Source organism: Mesorhizobium yinganensis (genome assembly GCF_040081985.1).
GTDB classification, from domain to species: domain Bacteria; phylum Pseudomonadota; class Alphaproteobacteria; order Rhizobiales; family Rhizobiaceae; genus Kumtagia; species Kumtagia yinganensis.
Genome location: NZ_JBEBMH010000017.1, coordinates 1 through 24,781 on the forward strand (window position 1 = coordinate 1; position 24,781 = coordinate 24,781).

At 62.4% G+C, this 24,781-nt stretch carries 20 protein-coding genes and 5 pseudogenes; 15 read left to right on the forward strand and 10 right to left on the reverse strand.

All coding sequences use genetic code 11. The features are described from left to right. Positions 1-260 precede the first annotated feature (260 nt). From ABMA59_RS24710 to zigA, 7 genes and pseudogenes are all read left to right on the forward strand, one after another. A pseudogene (locus ABMA59_RS24710) lies at positions 261-473 on the forward strand (DDE-type integrase/transposase/recombinase); the annotation flags it as partial. 11 nt (positions 474-484) lie between these two features. Beyond that, positions 485-940, forward strand: a complete 456-nt coding sequence (locus ABMA59_RS24715) for a gp436 family protein (protein ID WP_349008168.1) — start codon at positions 485-487, stop codon at positions 938-940. A gap of 335 nt (positions 941-1,275) precedes the next feature. Then, positions 1,276-2,085: a zinc ABC transporter ATP-binding protein AztA gene (aztA, locus tag ABMA59_RS24720; RefSeq protein WP_349008066.1), complete on the forward strand. Its 810-nt coding sequence runs from the start codon at positions 1,276-1,278 to the stop codon at positions 2,083-2,085. Next, positions 2,085-2,957 (forward strand): zinc ABC transporter permease AztB, encoded by an 873-nt coding sequence (gene aztB / locus ABMA59_RS24725; RefSeq protein ID WP_349008067.1) that lies wholly within the window; start codon positions 2,085-2,087, stop codon positions 2,955-2,957. The genes aztA and aztB overlap by 1 nt, the downstream gene beginning before the upstream one ends. Positions 2,958-2,980: 23 nt before the next feature. Then, the gene (aztC, locus tag ABMA59_RS24730; protein WP_349008068.1) at positions 2,981-3,919 is read left to right on the forward strand and encodes a zinc ABC transporter substrate-binding protein AztC; all 939 of its coding nucleotides are present in this window, start codon (positions 2,981-2,983) and stop codon (positions 3,917-3,919) included. Positions 3,920-3,989: 70 nt separating this feature from the next. Continuing rightward, positions 3,990-5,783 carry a zinc metallochaperone AztD gene (gene aztD, locus ABMA59_RS24735; protein WP_425475980.1) on the forward strand — a complete coding sequence of 598 codons (1,794 nt, stop codon included), beginning with the start codon at positions 3,990-3,992 and terminating at the stop codon, positions 5,781-5,783. A 79-nt stretch (positions 5,784-5,862) separates the two neighbouring features. Next, the gene (gene zigA, locus ABMA59_RS24745; protein ID WP_349008069.1) at positions 5,863-7,086 is read left to right on the forward strand and encodes a zinc metallochaperone GTPase ZigA; all 1,224 of its coding nucleotides are present in this window, start codon (positions 5,863-5,865) and stop codon (positions 7,084-7,086) included. Positions 7,087-7,305: 219 nt separating this feature from the next. Here zigA and ABMA59_RS24750 read toward each other — a convergent pair. The 3 genes and pseudogenes from ABMA59_RS24750 to ABMA59_RS24765 all read right to left on the reverse strand — a co-directional run bounded on the left by ABMA59_RS24750 (position 7,306) and on the right by ABMA59_RS24765 (position 10,229). After that, positions 7,306-8,614 (reverse strand): annotated as a pseudogene (locus ABMA59_RS24750) (IS701 family transposase). A 12-nt stretch (positions 8,615-8,626) separates the two neighbouring features. After that, a pseudogene (locus ABMA59_RS24755) lies at positions 8,627-9,486 on the reverse strand (site-specific integrase). Positions 9,487-9,998: 512 nt separating this feature from the next. Next, positions 9,999-10,229: a hypothetical protein gene (locus ABMA59_RS24765; protein ID WP_349008070.1), complete on the reverse strand. Its 231-nt coding sequence runs from the start codon at positions 10,227-10,229 to the stop codon at positions 9,999-10,001. 59 nt (positions 10,230-10,288) lie between these two features. On the opposite strand from ABMA59_RS24765, the pseudogene ABMA59_RS24770 reads away from it, so the two are divergent. From ABMA59_RS24770 to ABMA59_RS24805, 8 genes and pseudogenes are all read left to right on the forward strand, one after another. Then, positions 10,289-10,426: pseudogene (locus tag ABMA59_RS24770) on the forward strand (IS630 family transposase); the annotation flags it as partial. Positions 10,427-11,029: 603 nt separating this feature from the next. Beyond that, positions 11,030-11,779, forward strand: a complete 750-nt coding sequence (locus tag ABMA59_RS24775) for a FadR/GntR family transcriptional regulator (RefSeq protein WP_349008071.1) — start codon at positions 11,030-11,032, stop codon at positions 11,777-11,779. A gap of 80 nt (positions 11,780-11,859) precedes the next feature. Next, positions 11,860-13,032: a galactonate dehydratase gene (dgoD, locus tag ABMA59_RS24780; RefSeq protein WP_349008072.1), complete on the forward strand. Its 1,173-nt coding sequence runs from the start codon at positions 11,860-11,862 to the stop codon at positions 13,030-13,032. A gap of 33 nt (positions 13,033-13,065) precedes the next feature. After that, positions 13,066-13,191 (forward strand): hypothetical protein, encoded by a 126-nt coding sequence (locus ABMA59_RS24785; protein WP_349008073.1) that lies wholly within the window; start codon positions 13,066-13,068, stop codon positions 13,189-13,191. A 363-nt stretch (positions 13,192-13,554) separates the two neighbouring features. Then, complete coding sequence (locus ABMA59_RS24790; protein ID WP_349008074.1) at positions 13,555-14,532, forward strand: phosphotransferase family protein; 978 nt, start codon at positions 13,555-13,557, stop codon at positions 14,530-14,532. Further along, on the forward strand, positions 14,525-15,820 hold the full coding sequence (gene eno / locus ABMA59_RS24795) for a phosphopyruvate hydratase (protein WP_349008075.1): 1,296 nt from the start codon (positions 14,525-14,527) through the stop codon (positions 15,818-15,820). Before ABMA59_RS24790 ends, eno begins: the two co-directional genes overlap by 8 nt. A gap of 11 nt (positions 15,821-15,831) precedes the next feature. Continuing rightward, a complete protein-coding gene (locus tag ABMA59_RS24800) occupies positions 15,832-16,695 on the forward strand; it encodes a fumarylacetoacetate hydrolase family protein (RefSeq protein WP_349008076.1) in 864 nt (287 codons plus the stop codon). Beyond that, on the forward strand, positions 16,692-17,441 hold the full coding sequence (locus ABMA59_RS24805; RefSeq protein WP_349008077.1) for an SDR family NAD(P)-dependent oxidoreductase: 750 nt from the start codon (positions 16,692-16,694) through the stop codon (positions 17,439-17,441). The genes ABMA59_RS24800 and ABMA59_RS24805 overlap by 4 nt, the downstream gene beginning before the upstream one ends. Positions 17,442-18,248: 807 nt before the next feature. On the opposite strand, the pseudogene ABMA59_RS24810 reads toward ABMA59_RS24805, so the two are convergent. From ABMA59_RS24810 to ABMA59_RS24840, 7 genes and pseudogenes are all read right to left on the reverse strand, one after another. Beyond that, positions 18,249-18,647: pseudogene (locus ABMA59_RS24810) on the reverse strand (phage integrase N-terminal SAM-like domain-containing protein); the annotation flags it as partial. A 217-nt stretch (positions 18,648-18,864) separates the two neighbouring features. Beyond that, positions 18,865-19,782 (reverse strand): SMP-30/gluconolactonase/LRE family protein, encoded by a 918-nt coding sequence (locus ABMA59_RS24815; protein WP_349008078.1) that lies wholly within the window; start codon positions 19,780-19,782, stop codon positions 18,865-18,867. Positions 19,783-19,792: 10 nt separating this feature from the next. Next, complete coding sequence (locus tag ABMA59_RS24820) at positions 19,793-20,803, reverse strand: sugar ABC transporter substrate-binding protein (RefSeq protein ID WP_349008079.1); 1,011 nt, start codon at positions 20,801-20,803, stop codon at positions 19,793-19,795. Further along, positions 20,800-22,359 (reverse strand): sugar ABC transporter ATP-binding protein, encoded by a 1,560-nt coding sequence (locus tag ABMA59_RS24825; protein ID WP_349008080.1) that lies wholly within the window; start codon positions 22,357-22,359, stop codon positions 20,800-20,802. The genes ABMA59_RS24820 and ABMA59_RS24825 overlap by 4 nt, the downstream gene beginning before the upstream one ends. Next, on the reverse strand, positions 22,356-23,306 hold the full coding sequence (locus ABMA59_RS24830) for an ABC transporter permease (protein ID WP_349008081.1): 951 nt from the start codon (positions 23,304-23,306) through the stop codon (positions 22,356-22,358). The genes ABMA59_RS24825 and ABMA59_RS24830 overlap by 4 nt, the downstream gene beginning before the upstream one ends. A 5-nt stretch (positions 23,307-23,311) precedes the next feature. Next, positions 23,312-24,289: an ABC transporter permease gene (locus ABMA59_RS24835; RefSeq protein ID WP_349008082.1), complete on the reverse strand. Its 978-nt coding sequence runs from the start codon at positions 24,287-24,289 to the stop codon at positions 23,312-23,314. Further along, the gene (locus ABMA59_RS24840) at positions 24,286-24,735 is read right to left on the reverse strand and encodes an SDR family oxidoreductase (protein ID WP_349008083.1); all 450 of its coding nucleotides are present in this window, start codon (positions 24,733-24,735) and stop codon (positions 24,286-24,288) included. The genes ABMA59_RS24835 and ABMA59_RS24840 overlap by 4 nt, the downstream gene beginning before the upstream one ends. Positions 24,736-24,781: the final 46 nt, after the last annotated feature.

Consider the following 24,781-nt stretch of genomic DNA (forward strand, 5'->3'; position numbering starts at 1 on the left):
AGTCCGGTTCGGCGCGAGATGTCGCGGATCGAAAGATGGTCTCGGTAGTGCCAGCGTCGGATGACGCTCAATAACTCCATGTCGATCACTCCGATGTCCCCCACACAATCCGTGTGGGAGGAGCTTCAAACATGGGTCAATTCTCGATGGAAAAACCTCCGTCGACTGGGTCACTTCTCAGTGGAAATCAACAATCATCGCCTGCGACGGTGAAAGCCGGCTACGGGACCGCTCGCGGCGGCTCAAGCCGATCCGCATCCCGCCGGAGCCGATACCTCAACAACCGGATCGAGCAGGATCACCGGCGCATCAAGCGCCGCATCCGATCCATGCTCGGCTTCAAGTCGCAGACGAGCGCCGCCATCATTTTATCCGGCATCGAGATGATCCACATGATGCGCAAACGACAGGCGAGGTATGCCTACAATCCCAGGCCGTCGATCGCCGAACAGTTCGAAATCCTCGCCGCCTGAACGGCCCAAGTCTGCGCCGAGCGCATCTCTCGTGTGGGTTTGCGACAGAACCCGACCGGTTCGGTGAGTTGGAGTTGCTCCAGCTCACCGACCGTACCAACATGCCGCCGTCGACGGTCGACGATGTTGTGGTCGGCCGCGCGCTCACCGACGCCGACGCCGTGATCAATGGCTATGTCGGCAAGAAGTACAGCCTGCCGCTGTCGCCGGTGCCGGAAGTCCTGACAAAGGTCGCCTGCGATCTCGCCCGCTACTACCTGCATGGCGAGGCCGCGACGAAGGACGGCATCGTTGCTCGCGCCCATGATGCCGCAATCTCCTGGTTGAAGGACGTGGCGAAGGGCCTGGTCGCCATCGACCAGGACGGCGAAGAGGCGGCGCCCGCCGGCGGCGGCTCGATCCAGGCCAATCCCTCGACCCGCGTCTTCAGGCGCGACACGGTCAGCGTTCACCATCCTGAAAGATGAAGATCGCCTCGGGCTTGGTGTCCAAGAAGACGGCGCGGCGTGGCTTACCGAAGCGCAACAGATGCTCGACTTCAATCTGAAGCGCCTGGCGCATAGGGCACGATCCGGGAAGCTCGACGGTGTTCGTCTCGAACGTATTGGCCTTTGGGCTTGCGCCAAAGCCTCGCGCACGAGCTGACGATTCCGGCCGCGTCGCCGGTTCGTTGCTTCTCTAGGGGTGGTGACGGAATCATTCATGGCGTTACAGTATAACATTTTCTATTGACGAACGTAATAACATAACGTACCTCGCCCTCAACAGTGAAAGCCAAGCGGCTCCCCAAGGGTTGCATCGAATGACTGCATGCGTGAATCTTGAGAACCTGACGCTGGGCTACAACAGCCACCCGGCGGTGCATCACCTGAATGGTGTGGTGCGCAAGGGATCTCTGACCGCAGTGGTCGGGGCCAACGGGTCGGGCAAGTCGACACTGCTGAAGGGCATCGTTGGCGTCCTGAAGCCGATGGCCGGGGCGTGCACAATCGCGCCAGGCGTGAAACTCGCCTATCTCCCGCAGCAATCGGAACTGGATCGTTCCTTTCCGGCACGCGTCGTCGATCTGGTCTCGCTCGGCCTGTGGCCACGGCGTGGTCTGCTTGGTCGCCATCGCTCGGAAGATCGCGAAGCGGTCTCGCAAGCCCTATCGGCGGTCGGGATGGAAGGGTTCGAGAAGCGGGCTATCGACACGCTTTCGGGCGGACAGTTGCAGCGCGCCTTGTTCGCCCGCGTGCTGGTGCAGGACGCCGAACTCATCCTGCTCGATGAGCCCTTCAACGCCATTGACGCAAGGACGGTCACCGACCTGATCGACCTCATCAAACGCTGGCATGGCGAGAAGCGGACGATCATGGTCGTGGTGCACGACCTCGACCTGGTCCGCCAACATTTCCCGGAAGCACTGCTGCTCGCCCGTCAGCCGGTTGCATGGGGTGAAGCCCGCGAAACCCTCACACCAGACAATCTCCTAAGAGCGCGGCAGTTCCACGAAGCATGGGACGAAAACGCGCCATGGTGTGCGCCCGAAGAGGCCCACAACCACGATGGTCCGGTTCCTGTAAACAGCCGTGACCATGTGGATCGCGCCGATTGCAGGGGCGCCGCCTGATGCTTACGCTCTTTGACTACGTGATCGCGCCGATTGCAGAATTTGCCTTCATGCAAAGGGCGCTCGCGGGGGCGCTGATGCTGTCGGTCAGCGCCTGCCCGGTCGGCGTCTTCCTGATGCTGCGCCGCATGAGCCTGACTGGCGACGCAATGGCGCACGCGATCCTGCCGGGGGCTGCTGCCGGCTTCCTGCTCTCCGGCCTGCAGATTGTGCCGATGACTATCGGCGGGCTGATCGCCGGCATCGTGGTGGCGCTCGGCGCAGGTGCGGTGGCGCGGCTGACGATCCAGAAGGAAGACGCGTCCATGGCCGCCTTCTATCTGATCTCGCTGTCGTTCGGCGCCTTGATGGTGTCGCTGCGCGGCTCAAGCGTCGATCTGATGCACGTATTATTCGGCACGGTGCTCGCGCTCAACAACGACGCGCTGACGCTGATTGGTCTGGTGGCAGCCCTCACGCTCGGCATACTCAGCATCTTCTGGCGCGCGCTTGTCGCTGAATGCCTTGACCCTCTCTTCCTGCGCTCAGTGTCGCGGCTCGGCTCGCCTGTGCATTTCATCTTTCTTGGGCTGGTGGTCGTCAACCTTGTGGCGGGCTTCCAGGCCCTGGGCACCCTGCTTTCGGTCGGGCTGATGATCCTGCCCGCCGCCGCCCGCTTCTGGAGCCAGAGGGTCGGGATCATGTGCCTGCTGGCGATCGCGCTTGGAATGCTGTCGTCAGTCTGCGGCCTGCTCCTTTCCTACCATGCCTCACCGCCTGCCGGCCCGGCGATCATCCTTTCGGCAGGCGTGGCCTATTTCGTGTCGGTGGTCGCAAGCCCCCGGGGCATTTTGCTGGCACGGCGGCTACGCGCTGCCCATCGCACCGCCTGAAACCTCGAACTATCGGAATGACGATGACAAAACTGAACAGACTTGCCGCCAGCCTGATCGCCATAACATTTGCGGGGTTCATGCCGCCGGCGCAGGCCGAGACAGACAAGCTCTCCGTGGTCGCAAGCTTTTCGATCATCGGCGATTTCGCAAAACAGGTCGGCGGAGACCGGATCGAACTCAGGACGCTGGTCGGACCCGACAGCGACGCCCATGTCTACGAACCGAAGCCCGCGGACGCCATCGCGCTTGCTCGCGCCGATGTCGTGCTGGTCAACGGTCTGCTGTTCGAAGGTTTCCTGCAGCGCCTTGTCGAGGCGAGTGGGACCTCCGCCACGATTGCGACCCTGACCGAAGGCGCCGACATCCTGCATGACCCGAACGGCGGCCACTACCACTATTCCGGAGGTCAGGCGATTTTTCACGCGGCGCCAAACGATCCCCACGCCTGGCAGTCGGTCGCGAATGCAAAGGTCTACGTCCAGAATATTGCGCGCGCCTTTTGCGAGGCCGACAAAAATGGTTGCCTCACCTATGAAGCCAATGCGGCAACCTATGTCGGAGAGCTAGCCGACCTCGACGTCGAAGTGAAGCAAGCGATCGATGCCATCCCAGCCGAGCGGCGCGTCGCCGTCGTCGCTCACAATGCCTTCCGCTACTTCGAGCGTGACTACGGCATGACATTCCTTTCACCTCAGGGTGTGTCGACGGAATCCGAGGCGTCGGCCGCGGACGTGGCGTCCCTCATTCGCGAAATCCGGGAGAAGCGCGCGGCCGCGGTCTTCGCGGAGAACATCGCTGATGCGCGCCTCGTCGAGCAGATCGCGTCGGAAGCCGGCCTGACGTTGGGTGGCACCCTCTACTCTGACGCACTGTCGCCAGAGGACGGCCCTTCACCCACCTATGTCGATCTGATGCGCCACAACGTCAATACGCTCGGCAAGGCGATCAACGGCGGCTGAGGTTTCCCGAAATGCAGGGCCAGCTGAGGCTCCCGCATGTAACGTAATACCATACCAAAAGGAGAGAAGAATGAGACGATTGACCCTCGGGGTTTCTGCACTGGCTCTTGCGGCCACGCTTGGTGGAACCGCCGCATTTGCAGACGAGGATGACGTCACCGCATGGCGGCTGTTCGTTTCCGATCATGCCGAGCCGGTGGTGAAGGTGATCGATGCACTCGACGGTGACCTGCTCGACACCTTCAAGATCGAAGGGCCAGCTACGCTTCACCGTACCTCGAGCGGCGAGACGGTGTTCGCCGTGCAGGGGGCTGCGGGCGAAGTTCATGCGATCAAGAGCGGCATCGCATTCCATGACCACGGCGATCATGGCGACATCGATGTCGATGACGCGGAACTGCTGCATGTCCATATCGACGGCACCAAACCTGCCCATTTCGTTGAGCTTCAGGGCAACATCGCCCAGTGGTTCGACGGCGAGGACGAGGTTCGGGTCTTCTCGGAGAAATCGATCCTCGACGAGAAGCTCGACGTCCGCAAGGCGAATGTCGTTGCCCCCCATCACGGTGTCGCGGTTCCCTATCAGAACCATGCCGTGGTCACGATCCCGAACCCCGAAGACGCCTCCAAGCGGCCGATCGGCGCGCGCGTGGTTGATTTTAACGGCAACAAGGTCGGCGAGGACCTGGCATGCCCGGGCCTTCATGGCTCGGCTGGCTCAGGCAGCATCTATGCGCTCGCCTGCGACACCGGTCTGCTCCTCATCAAGCAGGATGGCGGCGCGCCGGTCATCGAGCATCTGCCCTATGCGTCGTCCCTGCCCGAGGATAGCTCGTCGACGTTGATCGGCGGCAAGGGGCTCCAGTACTTCATCGGCAATTACGGCGCCGACCGCATCGTCGTGGTCGCTCCATCTGAAGGCGAGAACGGCTTCCAGCTGGTCCAGCTTCCCACCCGCCGGGTTCACTTCGCGGTCGATCCTATCCGAGCGAAGTTTGCCTATGTGATCACCGAGGACGGCCAGCTTCACAAGATCGACGTGCTCGCTGGCAAGATCGCGGCTTCGCTCAAGGTGACGGATCCCTATTCGATGGACGGCCACTGGAGCGATCCGCGTCCCCGCATCGCAGTCGCGGGCGACAACGTAATCGTCACCGATCCCCTCAACGGCAAGCTGCATTTGATCAATGCGGAAACCTTCCAGGAATCCGGTGAAATCGCGGTCGAGGGCAAGCCGTTCAACATCGTCGCCGTCGGCGGCACCGGGAAGGTCCACGAGCATGAGGGTGAACAAGGTCACGACCATGCGCATGCTCATGATCACGGTGATGACCAGATCTACAAGGGCTACTTCGAGGACGCCCAGGTCAAGGATCGTGCCCTGTCAGATTGGGCGGGGGACTGGCAGTCCGTTTATCCCTTACTTCAGGATGGCACACTCGATCCTGTGATGGCGCACAAGGCGGAAGACGGCAAGCAGAGCGCCGACGAGTACAAGGCCTATTACGAGGTCGGATACAAAACTGATGTCGAGCGTATGACGATCGACGGCGACATCGTGACCTTCTTCAAGGATGGAAAGCCACTGAAGGCGCGTTATGCCAGCGACGGTCATGAGATCCTGACGTACGAAAAGGGTAACCGCGGCGTTCGCTTCATCTTCAAGAAAGTGGAAGGGGATGCGGACGCGCCGGAATACTTCCAGTTCAGCGACCACAAGATCGCACCGGGGAAAGCTGATCATTATCACCTCTACTGGGGCAACGATCGTGCCGCTCTGCTCAAGGAAGTGACGAACTGGCCGACCTACTATCCGTCGTCCCTGAGGGCGAAGGAGATCGTCGAAGAGATGATCGCGCATTGACCGCAGCGCCTCTCTTCGCACGTGCCCGGCCTTGAAGGCCGGGCGCACCTTTCCTCAATTAACACCGCCGGAGATCGCCATGCTCGACACAGCCAAATCCTCAAATCGCCTCCCTGTCACTGTCCTCTCGGGGTTCCTCGGCGCCGGCAAGACTACGCTCCTCAACCACGTGCTCAACAATCGCGAAGGCCGGCGTGTTGCCGTCATTGTCAACGACATGAGCGAAGTGAACATCGATGCCGCGCTCGTGCGCGACGGAGGCGCGAACCTGTCGCGGACCGAAGAGCAACTCGTCGAAATGACCAATGGCTGCATCTGCTGCACCCTGCGTGACGATCTCCTGCAGGAGGTGCGCAAGCTGTCGCAAGACGGCCGGTTCGACTATCTGCTGATCGAGGGGACCGGCATCGCCGAACCGCTCCCGGTCGCAACGACATTCGATTTCCGCGACGAGAACGGTGAGAGCCTGTCACACGTCTCGCGGCTCGACACGATGGTGACCGTCGTCGATGCTGCGAACCTTTTGAAGGATTATTCCTCCCAGGATTTCCTGCGCGACCGCGGCGAAGTTGCCGGTGACGGTGATGACCGTGCCCTGGTCGACCTTCTGGTCGAGCAGATCGAGTTCGCCGACGTGATCGTCCTCAACAAGGTGTCGGACACGCCGCCGCATGACCTCGATCTCGCGCGAAAAATCATCCGTTCGCTCAATCCCGACGCCGATCTGGTCGAGACGGATTTCGCAAAGGTGCCGCCCGACAAAGTGCTTAATACCGGGCGCTTCGATTTCGAGAAGGCGGAACAGCATCCGCTCTGGTTCAAGGAACTGAACGGCTTCAAGGATCATGTCCCCGAAACCGAGGAATACGGCATCCGCTCCTTCGTCTACCGCGAGCGTCGGCCGTTCGATCCTATCAAGCTGAAGGACTTCATCAACCGCTCCTGGCCGGGTGTCGTGCGGGCAAAGGGCTTCTTCTGGCTGGCGACCCGCCCGCACCATGTCGGCGAGATCAGTCAGGCTGGCGCGTTGATCCGCACTGGCAAGCGTGGTTTGTGGTGGGCTTCCGTGCCCAAGCAGCAATGGCCGGATCACCCCGAATGGCAGGCCGCAATGAAGCCCTATCTCGATCCGGTCTGGGGCGACCGCCGGCAGGAGATCGTGTTCATCGGCTGCGATCCGATGGATGAGCATGAACTCCGCGCTCAACTGGATGCCTGCCTCGTGCCGGAAACGGATTTCATGCCCGGCCGCTGGCGTGACCTGCCCGATCCATTTCCAAGTTGGGAAAGGCAAGGAGCTTGATGTCTCATCGCCTGTTCATCTCTTGTTGGTGCATCGCGAAGTTTAGGATCACACGCCGCGCCTAGCATTACAGTTGCGATTTTGATCTGATGTGGGCCTGCTGCGCGGTGACCTGATGGGCTCGTCGCCAGAGCGACCAGGCGATGATCTTGGCAGGATCGATCCTCTTTTGCGCCAGTCGTGTGGCGATGCGCCGGATTTCCTGGACCGACCAGCGGATCAATGCCGGGCTCGGCGCGTCGTTTTTGGGCGCGGTGCGGCGTTGGCGTGATGGCGGATGGCCGCCATCATGGCGAAGGCGAGCATGACCAGCGAGACATGGCGATGCCATCCATGCCAGGAGCGGGTCTCGTTGTGATCGAGGCCGAGTTCGTTCTTGGCCGTTTCGAAGTCATCCTCGATCGCCCAGCGATGGCCCTCCACTGTCACGAGCACCTCGGCTGGCTACCCTGCGGGCACCATGTGGAGAAGAAGGCGAGATCGGCATCGGCGATATTGCGGCGGATCAGCAGCCCGCGCGTCCAGACGCCGGTGAAGGCAGCATCCAAGTCGTCGGCATCGAGATCGGCCAGTTCGAGATAGACCCAGTCGTAAAGCCGTTCACCCTTGGTGCCATCACCCGCCGACAGACGCCGCCATGCCCCCTCAGGCAGGCTTTCGGCGATGTCTTTCGCGGTTCCGGCAACGGCTTGCGGCTTGGCCCACGAGCGGAAAGGATGGTTGGCGTTGACGCCCAGAACATAGCCTTTGCCGGCACGCCTGAGCCCCATCTCGATGTCGCCGACGCCGTAGACGCTGTCGGCTGCGACCCATGAGAAGGGGACATCGGCCGCGAGCGCACGTTCGATCATGGCAAGCGCAAGCGCCGGCTTGGAGGCGAAGCTGGCCTTCTCCGGCACATGCGCCTTTGCCATCCGCGCAGGATCGTCCGTCCACGCCTTGGGCAGATAGAGCGCCCGGTCGATAAAAGCATGGCCGTGCCGCGACACATAGGCTGCGAACACGCCGATCTGGCAATTGGTGATCTTGCCGGCCGAACCCGTGTATTGTCGCGCGACGCCGCACGAAGCCTTGCCCTGCTTCAGGAAACCGGTCTCATCGATCACCAGAACCGCATCGGGATCGGCAAGCGTCTCCAGTGCGCAATCGCGCACGATGTCACGAAGAGCATCGCCATCCCAGACCGCCGCCTTGTTCTGGAAGGTGATCGCCGCGATTTGCGCCGGCAGCGTGAAGACGACGTGGAAATAGGGAACTGGCAGGAGTTCGCCCTGCCGCGCAGCAAGCCATTCCCGGCAGGCCTGTCCCTGGCACTTCGGGCAATGCCGATTGCGGCAGGAATTGTAGGCGACACGGATCGCCCCGCAGGACCGGCAGCCCTCGACATGGCCGCCCAGTTCGGCGGTCCGGCACAGTTCGATGGCGCTCATCACACGCCGCTCGACGCGTCCGAGATGGCCGTCATGAGCCTGCCGATACGCCTCGCCATGGCGGCGGAAGATAGCGCCACCTCCAGTCTCGCCGACATTGGCGGAACCGGTCAGCCCGGCGGCACAACCTCAATGGTCAGCCGATCGAGCGGGCTTTCCGTCCGACGAATGAGACCGTTCGAGACCTTCGTGTAGCGCGCCGTGCTCGACAGGTTGTTGTGGCCGAGCAGCACCTGGATGATGCGGATGTCGGTGCCGTTCCCAGCAAATGCGTGGCGAAACTGTGCCTGAGCGTGTGGACCGTCACGCGCTTGTCGATGCCGGCAGCCGCACGCGCCGAGCGGCACGCCGAATAGAGAACCTGCACATCGATGGGGCGATCGACGCCGCGCCCGGGAAACAGCCAGCCCCGCGGCTTCGCCAGTCGCCAGTAGACCCCCAGGATGTGCACAAGCTGCGCCGACAGCATCACGGTGCGGTCCTTGCCGCCCTTGCCGTGATGGACGAGGATCACGCCGCGTCCGCTGTCGATGTCGCTGACCTTCAGCCCGACGGTCTCCGAGGCGCGAAGTCCCGCGGCGTAGGCCGTGGTCAATGCCGTTCGGGTCTTCAGGCCCGGCACCGCTTCCAGGAAGCGAACGACCTCGTCGGCGCTCAGAACCACCGGCAGCGTGCGTGGCGCGCGGGCATAGGTGATCCGCTCAGGGATCTCGGCATGGACCAGCGTCACGCCGTAAAAGAACCGCAGCGCGCACACCGTCTGGTTCAGCGCTGGCCACGAGATTCCGGTCGAGACCAGATGCACCTGGAAGGCGCGGACATCCTCAAGGCCGAGCCGGTCCGGGGAGCGGCCAAAGTGGTGGGAAAACTTCGCCACCGCATGCACGTAGGATCGCTGGGTTGCCGGCGACAGATTGCGGATCGTCATGTCCTCGATCATGCGCCGGCGAAGCGGGCTCAACTCGGCCATCTCATTGCTCCTGTTCTCAAGATTGCGCTTCAACAGCCGCAATCCTTCAAAACAGAAGCCTCACTCGCAAACCGACCCACCAAATGCCGCGTCAGCGGCTTCGTTCAATCCGACGCTCTAGGTGCGTAGTCCCTGGATGTGATGGTCCATCATCGAACCTGAGTCGTCAGGAGGAGGATGAGCTATGGCAAGTGTTCTTCACGGCAGCGCCCGCACGACGCCGAGTTCCAAGCGTCGCAAGAGAGCACCCGGTCCCTCGCCGCCCGCTACGCGCTGAACCCGAATACGGTGGCCAAGTGGCACAAGCGGGCCACGACGGCCGAGGACCCTGATCCAACGCATCGGCATCGAGGTCGACGAGCCCTATACCCAACTGCTGCTGGCTTCCGTTCCCGAAATGGCCGAAGGTTGGCTGGACGGCGTTATGGCCGCCCGCCAGCCTAAACAGAGATGAACTGGATTGATCTCATTAGGATGACTCGTTCCCGGCCGCACAAAGAAGCGGACACGAACTAGTCGATCCTCTGTGCATCGAAAATCGAAGCCGTCGCAGAGCGCACGGCTCCGTCTTCGGCAACATCCGACCGGCAACAACGATGATCCAGGCGGGAGCGCTCATCGACGATGGCGTTGTCGTCGAGATTGCCGCCATTGCCGTCCTCGCAAGTTGAGAGAAGCCCGATGTCGAAGGACACCCCCACCACTTGCACCGTGACCGGTAGCTTGGCGAGGCCGGAAGACAACGCCAGTTTGCCGGTGACGTCGGAGCAAATCGTCGTCTCGAGGCAGGCACGAAAAGCCCAAGCTCAAGGCGCTCCTGCGCGCCAAAGCCGAGTGAACCGTCAAGGCCCTATGGGATCCCGTCGGCTCGATCGTCGAGCTGTTCTCTCCGGCCGAACGCGAAAACTATTTCAAGGCCGCAGGATATGAACCAGATTAAACCGGACACGCTCTAGGATCACGGGCCGGTGTCGTGAGAGTGGCCTGCCTGGCTTTGACGCATGAGCGTTTCCGGTTCCGTAACGTTGGCGCCGCCCGAAAACAGATATACCCGCTGCGTTCCCCTCGCCAATAATTTACCGTGCCCTTTGACTGCCTCCGGCAACCAGCAGCGAGGTAAGATCCAAGGCGGACTTGCTCTCCAAATTCATGATCGTCTCAAAGATCTGGTCGCAAACGGCAATCGACATCGGAGCTCGCGAGTTCTGAGCGCAGTTTATGAACTTTGAGCGGAGCTGATCCTGCGTCATGGGATTCGCCGGATGCCCAAAGCCATACCGGGCCTCAGAGGCGAGGGTCTGTCCGTCCCTCAGTTTCAGTTCGAGATTGCCAGCCTCAAAACGCAACCGGTCATCGTCCTGTGAAGATTCGTATTGCCAGCGTATCCTTGGGACGGCGCGCTCGATGATGACGTCCGCCTTGGCGCCGTTGCACTGGGTCCGTCAAAGATACACTTTAGATCGTATGAATGAAAGGTTCACATAAGAATCTAACCTTTCGTACAACAGGATACAACGACTTGCTCGTTTGGGAGAGGATTTGCATGGAAACCGTTGCCCCTTCGGATGCCCTTGGTTGGATGCCCGCAGTGGATCAAACTGGGGCAAGCGTTCACAACACCGTCGTCAGTGTGCTGGCGAGCCGCATCCTGGGCGGGGAATACGTCCCGGGCGACGCCCTGCCGCGCGAGGATGAACTCTGCGCCATGTTGGGCGTCAGCCGCACGTCGGTTAGGGAAGCAGTCAAGGTCCTGTCGGCGAAAGGTCTCGTCGAATCTAGGCGGCGCGCCGGCGTACGGGTGCTACCGCGCGACAATTGGCGGCTGCTCGACCCTGTGGTGCTCGGCTGGCACCCAGCCATTCAGGACGACGAAGAGCTGGTTTCCGGCCTTTTGGAGGCGCGTCGGATCTTCGAACCCGCCGCCGCGGAACTCGCGGCTAGGCGCGCCACTGCCGCTGACCTCGCCGAAATCGAGCGCGCCCTGGTGGGCATGCGCAACAACATTTCCCACAATCTGAACGCAGTGTGCCAAGCGGATCTAGCCTTCCACAAGAGCGTCATCGTCGCCAGCCACAACGTCGTGCTCAAGGGGCTAGTCGGAATGTTGGGGATCGCCCTGCGCGCCACCTTCCTTGTCACCAACGCCAACCCATTGATGGACGCACAATCGCGCGCGCTGTCCGCCCATGTCGCGGTGCTGGAGGCAATCCGGGTTCGCGATACCGCTGGCGCCCGTTCCTCCATGAACAGGTTGCTCGACATCGCCGCGGACGATCTTCACGCTAAGGTTTGATGTTTCCGCCTTGACGTTAAATTAGATCATATGATAACTGGATAGCATATGATCTAATTGCCGTCTGGGAGGAATTGCGCTTGAGAATCGTAGCGATCACCACGCGTGTCGTGAACGCGGATATGCGTAACTGGGTGTTCGTGCGGGTCGAGACCGATCAGCCGGGCCTCCACGGCTGGGGCGAGGCGACGCTGGAATGGAAGACCCAGGCCGTGGTCGGCGCTGTGAATGATCTGGCGCCGCTGTTGATCGGCCGCGATCCACGCGACATCGAACAGGCGGTGCGCATCCTCAAGAAGCGCTCGTTCTGGCGGTTGGGCGTCATCGGCATGTCGGCTATTTCCGGGATTGAGCTGGCGCTTTGGGACATCTTCGGCAAATGGCTTGGCCAGCCGGTCTGGCGGTTGCTCGGCGGTAAGGTGCGCGACCGGGTCAAGGTCTATACGCATCTGGGCCTCGGCGACATGCGCGCCGTCTACGAGACGATGGACGCCGAGCCGCTGGTGCAGCGCGCCTCGGAGGTCGTGGCCAGGGGCTATCGTGCGCTGAAGGCTGTGTTCATCCCCTACAGCCATTACCACGCGCCGCTCGCCGAGGTCGAAAAGGTCGGCCGGCTCATGGAGGCACTACGAAACACAGTTGGGCCGGAGGTCGAGATCATGGTCGACTTTCACGGCCGTCCAGCTTCGGCCTCGACTGCGCTCGCCTATATTGATGTGCTCGCACCATACCGACCGATGTTTATCGAGGAGCCGCTGCCGCCCGGCGAGACGGTGGCGCTGGCGCAGCTTGCTGCTAAGTCACGCGTGCCGATCGCCACCGGAGAGCGGCTGATCGACCGGCCCGAATTTGACGATCTCTTCCGGGCAAGGGCGGTGGACATCGTGCAGCCGGACATCTGCCATTGCGGCGGATTGCTCGAGGCGAAGAAGATCGCGACGATGGCCGAGGCGCTATCAATCGGCGTCGCGCCGCACAATCCGCTCGGCCCGATTGCGGGCGCGGCGGCGCTGCATTTCGCCGTCTCCACACCGAATCACTTGATCCAGGAAGAGATGGTCGGCGCCGTGCCTTGGTATTTCGAGGTGGTGAAGGGCCCGATTCGTATGGTCGACGGCTGCTGGCAGGTGCCCGATGCGCCCGGGCTCGGCATCGAGGTCGACGAAACAATCGTCGACCGGCATCCCTACAAGCCGGAGGTCATGCACGCCACCAACGCCGTGCTCTCCGACGGCACAATCGTGGACTGGTGACTATGAAATCCGCGCGCTGCGGAGATGATGGGCGTGTCGACGCCCAGGATAAACCTCTCAATCTACATACTGCCGGCGCTCACCGCAGCGCTCGCCGCCCCGCTGCTTGCCGCCTGCCTGATGACGGAGCTTCTCGTCGACATCGCCAACGGCCCATAATGGAGAAGCTCCGGATGCCGGATCTGGTGGCGACGGCGGCGACATTCTCGACCGTCCAGGGCCTGGCTCTGACCGTGCGCGGCGCGTGGAGGGATTCGACGCCGGTCTTGGCGGCGCTATCCTCGCGCACTGGGGCTACCTGCAACTTATCTTCCTGGCGGCAATCATTTGGGCGCAGAGGCGTTGGACAGGCCAGCCGATGGCGGCTCGCTCCTCGCCGTCGAGATGAATGTGCCCGGACTACAGGAGCCTCGGTTCAGTTGGACCGAACGGCCCTCGATCTCGTTCCGCACCCGAACAGGTCTTTGCGCACGCGAACATATGAGAGGAACGCCTCTTGTGCTGAAAGAAAGATGCACGGCCTTGGTCGAGGACTTGGAACTGGCCACAGGCGATCAGGTTCGGGATGTGCGACCGCTCAGGGGCGGGGTCGCATCGGATATCGCGGAACTGCGTGTGGGTGATCTTCACCTATGCGTCAAGTTCGCGCTGCCCAAGCTGCGGGTTCAGGAGGAGTGGCTAGCGCCTGTCCACCGCAATAAGGCCGAATACGACTGGTTGAGCTTTGTAGGCTGGATATCGCCCGCCAATGCGCCGCGGCTGTTCGGCCGTTCGGAGCACCTGCACGGCTTCGTGATGGAGTTCCTGTCAGGAGAACGTACCTACCTGTGGAAAGACGCGATGTTCGCGGGAGAGGACGATCGAAGCGAGGCAGTGGCCGTCGCGCAAATCCTAGGCGTCATCCATGCCGCTTCGACCGCTCAGGATTTCGATACCCGCCCGTTCCAGAACTGCGACGATTTCCGGACCTTGCGGATCGAGCCTTATCTCCTCTTTACGGCGACCAGACACCCCGAAGTCGCCCAACAGTTGCATGCCCTGGCCGACCGGCTCTACGACACACGGATCGCGCTGGTCCACGGTGACGTCAGCCCTAAAAACATAATGTTCCGCAACGGGGCAGCGATCATCCTGGATGCGGAATGCGCCACAATGGGCGACCCAGCCTTCGATGTCGCGTTCTGCCTCAACCACCTGCTACTGAAGGCGGTGCATATGCCGGTCATGCGCGACCGCATGCTGTCGGACACGCTGAAATTCTGTGACGCCTATCTAACCCATGTCAGTTGGGAGGATCCGGCCGCCCTGGAGGCCCGCGTCGCGGCCCTGGTTCCGGCGCTGCTCCTTGCACGTGTCGATGGCAAGTCCCCCGTCGAATACCTTCGTGACTCCGCGCACGAAACCGTCCGCCGTCTAGCAAAGCCGCTGATCCAGACTCCGCCCGGCACCTTGGCCGATCTGGTCGCCGTGATCCAATCAGATCGGGAGCACCATGACTGAGTTCGACATCGAGAAGATCCACGCCCGTCGCGTCTGGGATAGCCGCGGTCGCCCCACGATCGAAACCGAGATCGTGTTGCGCGGAGGTGCTGTCGGCCGCGCCATCGCGCCCGCCGGCGCCTCTCGCGGCAGCCGCGAGGCGCTGGATCTGCGCGACGGCGGCAACCGGCTGGGCGGCATGGACGTGACACGGGCGCTGGCGGCCCTCCGCGACCGGATTGCCCCTGCCCTTCTGGGCAAAGACGCGCGGGATCAGCGGGCTCTGGATGAGCACATGATCGAGCTGGACGGAACAGCGCTAAAATCGGAACTGGGCGGCAATGCGACCGTAGCCACATCTCTGGCGCTTCTGCATGCCGCCGCGGCCCAGTCGAAGCGGCCACTGTGGCGCTATCTGGCCGAGACGACCGGCCGCCGACCCTCGATTCCGCTGCCCGAGATCCAAATATTCGGCGGCGGCGCCCACGCCGGGCGCCGGGTCGACATTCAGGATTTCATGGTCATGGTGCCAGGCGCTGCAGATTTTGCCGAAGCACTGGAAGTCAGCGCCGAAATCCACGCCGCGGCCGGGTCGCTGATGGCGCAGCAAGGGCGCCGAGCTGGGGTGGCCGACGAGGGCGGCTGGTGGCCGGCTTTTGACAACAACGAACAGGCGTTTGAGACGCTGGTCCGCGCCCTCGAACTGGCGGGCGAAACACCGGGCAGGCGCGTGGTCCTGTCGCTGGATATCGCCGCCTCAGAATTTGGCCGGGACGGGCACTATCGCCTAGCACTGGAGGATCGGCAGCTGGATACCAGTGGCATGATAGAGCTGCTGTCGCGGTGGCTCGACGCCTATCCCATAGCTTCGATCGAAGACCCACTAGCTGAGGACGACTCCGCGGGCATGGTTGAATTTACGCACCGATTTGGCCATCGGATCCAAATCATCGGCGACGACTATCTCGTCACCAACGCCCGTCTTCTAGACGAAGCCGCCACCAGGGGTGCGTGCAATGCGGTGCTGATCAAGGTCAACCAGGCCGGGACGTTCAGCGAAAGTCTGGACACGATGAAGGCGGCAGATTCGGCGGGTTATCGCTCGGTTGTGTCCGCCCGGTCTGGCGAGACAGAGGATGTGTCGATCGCGCACCTCGCCGTTGGGCTCGGCGCTGGACAGCTGAAAGTCGGGTCCATGACGCGATCGGAGCGGATGGCGAAATGGAATGAGGTGCTGCGGATCGCCGAAGATTCCGACGCCGGAGAATTCGTCGGCGGCGCCCCCCTGGGTGCCGGCTGGAAACGATAGGAGAACATCTGATGAAACTGATGCGCCTGGGCGGCCGAAACGAAAACAAGACCCCCTGCATGGTCGGCAAGAATGGGGAGTTGCGCGATGTCAGCGCCATCGTAACCGACTTCACCCCTGAGACTTTATCCGCCGATCTCTTACACCGCCTGGAAGCCTCCAACCCGGCTGATCTGCCCCTGATTGATCCAAAAGGCCGCCGTATCGCACCACCCGTTTCGCGACCGCGTAACATATGGTGCATCGGCCTCAACTACTCCGACCATGCCGCCGAAGCCGGCATGGGCATTCCCGATGAGCCGATCCTCTTCAATAAATCCTCGGGCACCTATTGCGGGCCGAATGACCCGATCCTCCATTCACCGCAGATGACCAAACTCGACTGGGAAGTCGAGCTTGGCGTGGTGATTGGCACCTCTGCCCTGAATGTCTCGCGCGGTGACGCCATGCGCCATGTCGCGGGCTTCGTCTTGGTCAACGACGTGTCCGAACGCGCCTGGCAATTGGAGCGCGGGGGCCAATGGGTCAAGGGTAAAAGCTTTCCCAACTTCTGTCCCACCGGCCCCTGGCTTGTGACGCCAGATTCATTCGGCGATGTCGGCGAACTGTCGATGTGGCTCGATGTGAACGGCACGCGGATGCAGACCGGCACCACTGCCAAGATGATCTTCGACGTCGCCACCGTCGTCTCCTACATGAGCGAATTTTGTCAGCTCGAGCCAGGCGACCTGATCTGTACCGGCACGCCTCCGGGCGTCGGCGCAGGTATATCGCCGCAGTTGTGGCTGAAGCCGGGCGACGTGGTGCGGCTGGGGATCGAGGGGCTAGGCGAACAGCAGCAGACCGTAATCTCAACCACCATGGTGAAGCGATGAACAGCTACGACTTCTCGGATAAGATTGCGGTCATAACCGGCGGCGCAAATGGCATTGGTGCTGCGGTTGCACAGCGTCTTGTCGCCTCGGGGGCGAAAGTCGCTGTCTGGGATATGGACATTGCGGCGCCCGATGCTCGGCTCTCGGGTCTCTCCCAAGACAGCATCATCTACGTGCGAACGGACGTCAGTAGCCTCGACAGCGTACTCCAGGCGCAAGAGGCGACCGAGGCCGCCTTGGGCAGGGTCGATGTACTGATCAACAGCGCCGGTATAGCCGGTCCAACGGCAAAGCTGGCGGAATATCCACCCGAGCAATGGCGCAGGGTGCAAGCGGTAAACGTAGATGGCACCTTTCACACTTGCCGTACGGTGGTGCCAGGAATGATCGTGCGCAACTATGGCCGCATCGTCAATATCGCCTCCATCGCTGGGAAGGAGGGGAATCCCAACGCCTCGGCCTATTCGAGTTCGAAGGCCGCAGTGATCGCGATGACCAAATCACTCGGCAAAGAGTTGGCCGGCCATGACATTGCGGTGAATTGCATCACCCCTGCCACGGCCAAGACCCGCATCCTCGATCAGGTCAGCCAAGAATTCATCGACTACATGCTGTCAAAGATTCCGCGCGGCCGGTTCGTCACCGTCGAAGAGATTGCAAATTTGGTGCTGTGGATGGCCTCGGCCGAGAACTCGTTCACCACAGGCGCGGTCTTCGACCTGTCCGGCGGACGAGCGACGTATTGAGGGTGGAGATGCGCAGGCTCCGTTCACAAAGTTGGTTGGCAAAGCCCGACAATCCGATACTGACCGGCCTCGCGCAGACCTTTGCGTGACGAGCGATAGAGGACCTCATCTTGGTCGGCCTGCGGGCCGGGATCGTCGACATACAGCTTGGCGCGTGGCGCGCGCCGAGCAGGCGCGTGCGGCGATCAGGGCCTGGTCCGCCGATGCAAGCCGTTGCGCTCGCGAATAACGATTTGGAACTCACCCTTGCTGCCGGAGTTCGGGGCGCGGGTAACGTCGCTGATCGACCGCCGCAGCGGCCGAGACTGGATCGTTCAGGGGCCATCGGTTGCATCGTCGGACGAGGATGCTATCTACGGGCCCGAGCAGGCGATCGGCTCGGGCGAGTGTTTCCCAGCGGTCTTGCCCTGCCTCGTACCCGGCCGGCGGTACGGTTCTGGGCGATCATGGCACTCTGTGGGCCGGCCCCTGGCAAATACGCGTACACACGCGCACGGCAGTCGCGACCACCTACCACGGCGATGGGTTTTGCTTCAGCCGCGGGCTTGTGCTGGACTGCGATGCAGTCACCTGCCGCTATGCTGTCAACAATGAGGGCAATGCGCCGCAGCCTTTCCTGTGGGCGCGCATTTCCTGCTCGACGTGACCGAGGCCGACCGCATCGTCCTGACAAACGGGACGCCTTGCCCCCAAAACCCATCGCAGCAATGGCGGCCCGCTTGAAAGTTCGCGCCGGCCGGGGGGCGCGTTGTTCCCATTAGATCGCATTTCATAAATCATTGTCAATCCGCATCTGCGAACTTCGCGGCCAGCAGGTCGAGCCGACACCAACGCAAGGCATTCTGATCGGCTGGCCGCTTCCAGAAAGCGCGCAAACTCGTCAGCACTCAGGATCGCCGGCAATTTGCGCGGCGTGCGCGCATAGACGCTCCGTAACCTCTGCCCGGTCCAGCGTCACGCCGTAGAAGAAACGCAACGCACAGACCGTCTGCTTCAGTGCCGGCCAATCCCCTGCGACACCAGATAGACCTGGAACGCATGGACATCCTTCAACCCCAGCCGATCCGGCGACCGGCCGAAATAACGGCAGAACTTCGCCATCATATGCAGATAGGATTGTTGCGTCGCGGGCGATAGGTTGCGCAAGCTTATGTTGTCGATTTTTCGATGGCGCAGCGGGCTTACCGCTGCCGTGGCTTCTGCCATGGGATGGTGGCCTGGTCAGGGTTGGTCTCAGCAACCAAACTTCCCATCTGGAGGCCATTCCAGCCAATTGCACACGCCAATCCCGCGTCAGCGGATTCGTCCATCGCCAGATCGAGACTTATTTCCGGCAATATCGGTTGCTTCGACCCTGCCAAAATCGCGTTCCAATGGCTGTTCTTCACGGCCAACGAATTCCTGACCGTCATTCCGAAGCAGGTCACTCACTCTTCAAATTCCACGAACCAATAGCCCCCGCATAATGCAATTGTGCTCGGCCTTTACCCAAACCTTCGATCGCGAAGATACCGCCAGCAAGCGGTGCGGCACGACGTTGATCGTCCAGTCCCCAACATGCCGTGGTAACGACAAGTATGTCGAATTGCTCGCCGGCAAAGCAAGCAGAGGCGACGTTTCCCCCCGGAATTGCAACCGTGTCGACAACGTCGCCTCGCCGATCAATCCCGAGCAACACACCTCCGTCCCAGCGTGCGTTCCAAAGGGTGTCATTCACATCAATCGCGGAGCCATCGGGGAAACCCGGGTCACCGGGTCCCCGGTGGATGCTCCTCTCGCCGAGCGAGCCAGTCTCGGCGTCAAACGGATAGGCATAAATGGTGGATCGCAGCGTGTCGCCGAAGAACATGCGGTCGTTGGCGTTGCTCCAAAGCAAAGTGTTGGGTATTCCAAAGCTCTGTTCGGCACGGCGTATCGAGCCGTCAGGTTCCATGCAGAATAGAGCCCCAGCATCCGGAAGAATCTCCGGGTGGACGAGATTGTCGTCCATAGTGGAGAACCAGAAACGCCCTTTAGGATCGACTCCCACCTCGTTGCATCGGTTACCAGGGCGGTCGAGGCCGCGGAGCGCTATCAGCATGTCGTAGCGGCCGATACGTGGATTCAGGCGCAGCAAACCACTGCGTCCCGCCACGAGCACGTTGTCGTCGGCTGTCAGCGCCAGGCCCGTGACGGGTTCCGGCGCCTCCCAGAAATCCGGTGCCGACTGACTCCAGGCGAGCCGGAAGACCCCCGCGGGCTCGACCAGGTTGACCCACCAGAGGCAATTGCTGATCGGGCACCAGACGGGGCTTTCGGCCAGCATCATGTGGCCATCGAAAAGGCAGCGAACTTCCGTCATGGCAGCCTCCTCACGGGCAGCTCAGGTATTTCTCGTCGAAGGTGGCAAGGACAGCCTTGGTCGCCGCGCGCTGTTTGCCGGTGGCCTGGTCAATATTGCTGGCGTCGACATAGGCCGAACCGCTGTCGATGAAGTGTTTGGTCTGCGGCGAGGCGATCCAGGCAGCGTCGTCCTTGAGCGTGCAGCCATTCGCCAGCTTCGAGAGGATGTAAGTGCCTAGATAGACTTGCCCGTACGGGTTCTGGAGCATCGTGCCGAACAGGTAGCCGTCCTTGACTGCCGAAACGACAATCGGATCGTCGTTGAAACCGATCATCTTGATGCGCCTGTCTCCGATGTTGCGAAGTGACGTCGCCGCCACCACGGCCGGTATCCAGGCCGTTGCGATGATGCCGTCGACCTTTGCGGCGTTGCCGCCGAGATAGCCGTTGATGGTGCGGTCGGCAGCGCCTTGCTCGTCGATGTCGGCCAGCGTCTGGATCAGCGTAACCGCGCCGTTGGTCTCCGACACAGCCTCTTCTACTGCCTTGACGCGCAGCTGGGTATTCGGGTCGATCAGCGCACCGGCGACGTGAACGATGTTGCCCTTGCCGCCCATTTCGGCGATCAGGCGCTTGGTCATGTCGTAGGCTGATGCGTAGCTATCGGTCGTCAGGCACAGCAACGCCGGCGTCGGATCGTTGGTGCAGGCGCCGAGCGCTATGCTGGGAATGCCGTCGTCAGCCAGGTCCTTCAACGTGGCATTGGTTCCATCCGCGTCGTTCGCGAACACTAGCATCCCGTTGAAGCCTTGTGCGACCATGCTCTCGATGAGCTGGTTCTGTTGGTTGAGATCCCACGCCTGAGGCACCCGGTAGTCGGTGATCACGCCGAAATCCTTGGCCGCGTCGGCGGCGGCCAGCGGCCATGAGGCAAAATATGGATGCGGTCCGCCGGCAACGACGCCGACCTTCGTTTCGGCATGAGCTGCGGCCGAGGCGATCAGACAGATGCCGAACGTGGCTATGGATGCAATTTTCATGAATGCTCCTCCCTGTGTGGTTGATGTGACCATGATGCCGACGACCACGCGGTCGCGGCCTGGATCGCGCGCATGGCGCGAACGGACATGTCCGCATAGTCGCCGCTGTTCTCGAGAAGGCCGACGATGCGGAAATTGGACATGATGGAAATACGGTCGGAAAGCGTGATGACCTCCGCCAGGTCGCTGGAGATCAGCAGCACGCCGCATCCATCCTCGGCGAGCTTGCGGATGTGTCGGTGCAAGGTCTCCTTGGCGGCCACGTCCACGCCGATCGTAGGCTCGTCGAAGATCATCAGTCGTGGGTCGGCGACCAGCCACTTGGCGACGCTGACTTTCTGCTGGTTGCCACCCGACAGCGTCGCGGCCGCGAGCGAAAGGTCGCTGGTGGTGAGGTCAAGCTCGCGAAGCGGCCCGGCCACCGCGTCTTCCTCATTCTGGCGCTCCACCCATCCCCATCGCGAAGCAATCCGGCGCCAGGCTGCCGCGCAGGCGTTGGCGCGGATTGGCTGATCGAGCGCCAGGCCTTCTCTCTTGCGATCCTCGCTGACATGACCGATGCGGAAGTGGCGGACAGCCTCCGTGACGCTTTCCGGCGGCCCATCGCGCTCGGCAAAGACGATGCTTCCAGCCGTCACCTTCACGTCGCCCAGGACGGCGTGTGCAAGCTCCGTGCGCCCCGAGCCCACGAGGCCATAGAGCCCGTGGATCTCGCCGGGCCGAACGGCCAGATCGATGCCTTTATGGCCCAACTCGGTCGCAACGCCGGCGAGTTCAACCAAGGGTGGACCCGCGACATGACGCGGGCTCGCGCGACGGCCAGCCTCGATCGAACGGCCGACCATGGCCTTGACGAGATCGTCGACTGGAAACTCGGACAGCGGCCTCGCCCGTTCCACCACGCGGCCGTCGCGCAGGACCGTGGCCATCTCGCAAAGCGCGTAGACCTCATCGATCTTGTGGCTGACAAACAGGATCGCGACGCCAGCTGCGGCAAGCTTCCTGAGCAAGGTAAAGAGCTGATCGGCCTCGACCGGAGTCAGCGAGGCCGTCGGCTCATCCAGGATGACCACCCGGCTGGTGCCGTGCAGCACCCGGGCTATCTCGACCTGCTGCTGCTGGGCGGCGCTCAGCGTGGCGACGTCGCGATGCGGCGCAATCCCGATCCCCAGACGATCGAGCAGCTTCTCCGCGATGCGGTTGGCGGCGGAGAAATCGATCAGCCCGGAACGCGTCAACGGCATCTCGTTGAGCAGGATGTTCTCGGCGACCGAGAAGTCCGGGATAAGATGACGTTCCTGATGGACGATGCGGATGCCGGTGCGCGCCGCGACCTTGGGGGACGGCAGCAAAGACGGATGCCCGTCGATGAGGATCTTTCCGGCGTCCGGCTGATAGATGCCACCGAGAAGCTTGATGAGCGTCGACTTGCCAGCGCCGTTTTCGCCCATCAGCGCGTGGATGCGCCCCGCTTGAAGCTCGATGTCGGCGGCATCGAGCGCCCGGAACGCGCCGAAGCTGCGGGTCAGGCCGCGACCGGCAAGGACGGCGCTCATCGAGCGAACTCCGTGCCGCGACTACCTGTTGCGGTGGCAACCACGGTACCGAACAGCAGCGCGCCGATCGCAAGCTGGAACCAGTAAGGATCGACCGCGTAGAGGATCAGTGCGTTCTCCGCCAGCGCGATAACTGCCACCCCGAGCGCCGCGCCGACGACAGAGACCTTGCCGCCGGAAAGCGCCGTGCCGCCGAGAATCGGCGCGGCAAACGAGGTGAGCAGCCAGGTGTCGCCCACAGTCGGCCAGGCCGACTGCAGCCGGGCAGCCGTGACTATCCCCGCTAGTGCCGCGAGCAATCCCGACAGGACGTGACAGAACAGGACGACGCCCGCCACCGGCAGCAGGCCGAGCCGGGCCCCCTGCTGGTTGGCGCCGGTCGCCAGCACGGCACGGCCGAAGCGCATGCGACCGAAGAACACGATGAGCCCCACGAGGATGAGAACGACCGGTACGAACATGACCGGTACAGCACCCCAGCGGGCGATGCCGAACTCTTTGAAGCCCTCCGGCAGGCCGTAATAGGGCTGCGCTTCGGTGACCGCATAGACGAGGCCGCGGTAGATGGCGAAGGTCGCCAGGGTAACGATGAAGCTGTTGAGGCGTGTCAGGTTGACGACCACGCCGTTGACGGCGCCGGCCAGGCCGCCTGCCACGACTGCCGCACTGCAAGACCAGAACGGGGCGACCCCCAGTTCCTGCATGAGCCCGCCAGCGATGATCGCGCCCAGCGCGCCGATCGATCCTGTCGCCAGGTTCGTCTGGCCAATGGCGAGCACGATGAGTTGGGACAGCGCCACCAGCATGGTGATCGAGAAGCCGGCGAGCAGGACATAGAGATTGTATGTGCTGCCGAAGCCGCGCCCGGATAGCAGCATGAACAGGACGCCGGCGAGCAGAAGCCCGGCGAGCGCGAGGGGCTGGCGCTGCAGGTGTTGGATGGCCATGGTATTCATCCCCGCCACTCGTCGCGCGCGGCCGCCATCTGCCCGGCGACGACGGTCGCGAGCAGCAGCAGCCCGAAGATCATCTGCAGAAGGAAGTCGTTGATGCCCGACGTCAGCAGACCGCTTCTGAGGACAGCAAAGAGCAAGGCTCCGCCGATGCATCCCGCCACCGACGCCCTGCCTCCGAACAGACTGGCGCCGCCGAGGATCGGAATGATGAAGGAGGATAGCAGCCATTCCTGGCCGAGATTGCCGGCCATGCTGGGAATTGCCGCATTGTTGCGCAGCATAAGGACGATGCCAGCAATCGCCGCCAGCAGGCCACTCGCGGCATGGCAAAACACGACGAGCTTCCGTGTAGCGATCCCCGAGGCGTGCGCGGCACGGGGGTTGGCGCCCGTCATCAGAATTTCCCGACCGGTCACCGTCCTGTTCAGCACAAGGAAGACGAGGCCGCTCGCCAACAACGCTATGGCGAAGAGCGGGGTCACGTAACCACCGGCCAGCCGCAGGCGGGCAAACGCGGTCAGGTCTGTCGGCAGCCGGTTGAAGCCGGTCGCCTTTGTGGCCACCACCATCGCTCCAAAGACGATGGTGGTCATGGTCAGCGTGATGATGAAGCTGTTGGTGCGGGTGCGCACGACGACATAGCCGGATGTGGCTCCGATGGCCGTCCCCAGGAGGAGCGCCGCCGGCAAGGCGAGGAGCCAGGCGGTTCCGGCCTCCTGCATGAGCCAACCGGCGGCCATGGCTGCCGCCACGCCGGTTGCGCCGACCGCGATGTTGACGCCGCCGATCGCGAGCACCGCGAGCTGCGCCAACCCTATTATCAGCTCAACCGCGACGGATCGCTGCAACGAGATCAGGTTGGCGCGATTCAAAAATTCCGGCGACAGCAGCGCAAAGGCGGCGGCGAACGCGCCGGCAAGACAGAACAGGATTGCCGGGAGAGACAACCTGCCTTTCAGCCGCCATGTACTCATTCCGATCGACCCTTCTTCACTGGCCCGCGATGCCGGCCGCTTCCCAAAGGCCCCTTCTCAATAGGTCGCCCACCCACCCGAGATGTCGAGGACCACGCCGGTGGAGAAGCTGTTCTCCGCCGAACGGTGCGCGCGCAATGGAACTTGACGCTGAGATTGATGGAGAGCATGCGGTTCCACTCGGCCAGCGGACAGGACCAGGTCGGCGCATTCATGCCGGCAATCCCGGCACAGGTGACCAGTATGCCGACCTCGGGAATCCGGTCGGCCGCCTCCCGCACGGATTCGGCATTGGTGACGTCGACGGCATCGAAGTCGGCCCCTCGGGCCTTGACCGACACGAAGCGTTCGTTTTTGCCCGGCGCGAGATCCCAGATCCGCACCGGGCCCTCCCTCAACAGGCGGTCGGCGACGGCCAAGCCGATGCCTTGAGCGCCGCCGGTCATCACCCCTATGCGCTTCGCCGGGGTCCTTATCATGAGAACACTCCTA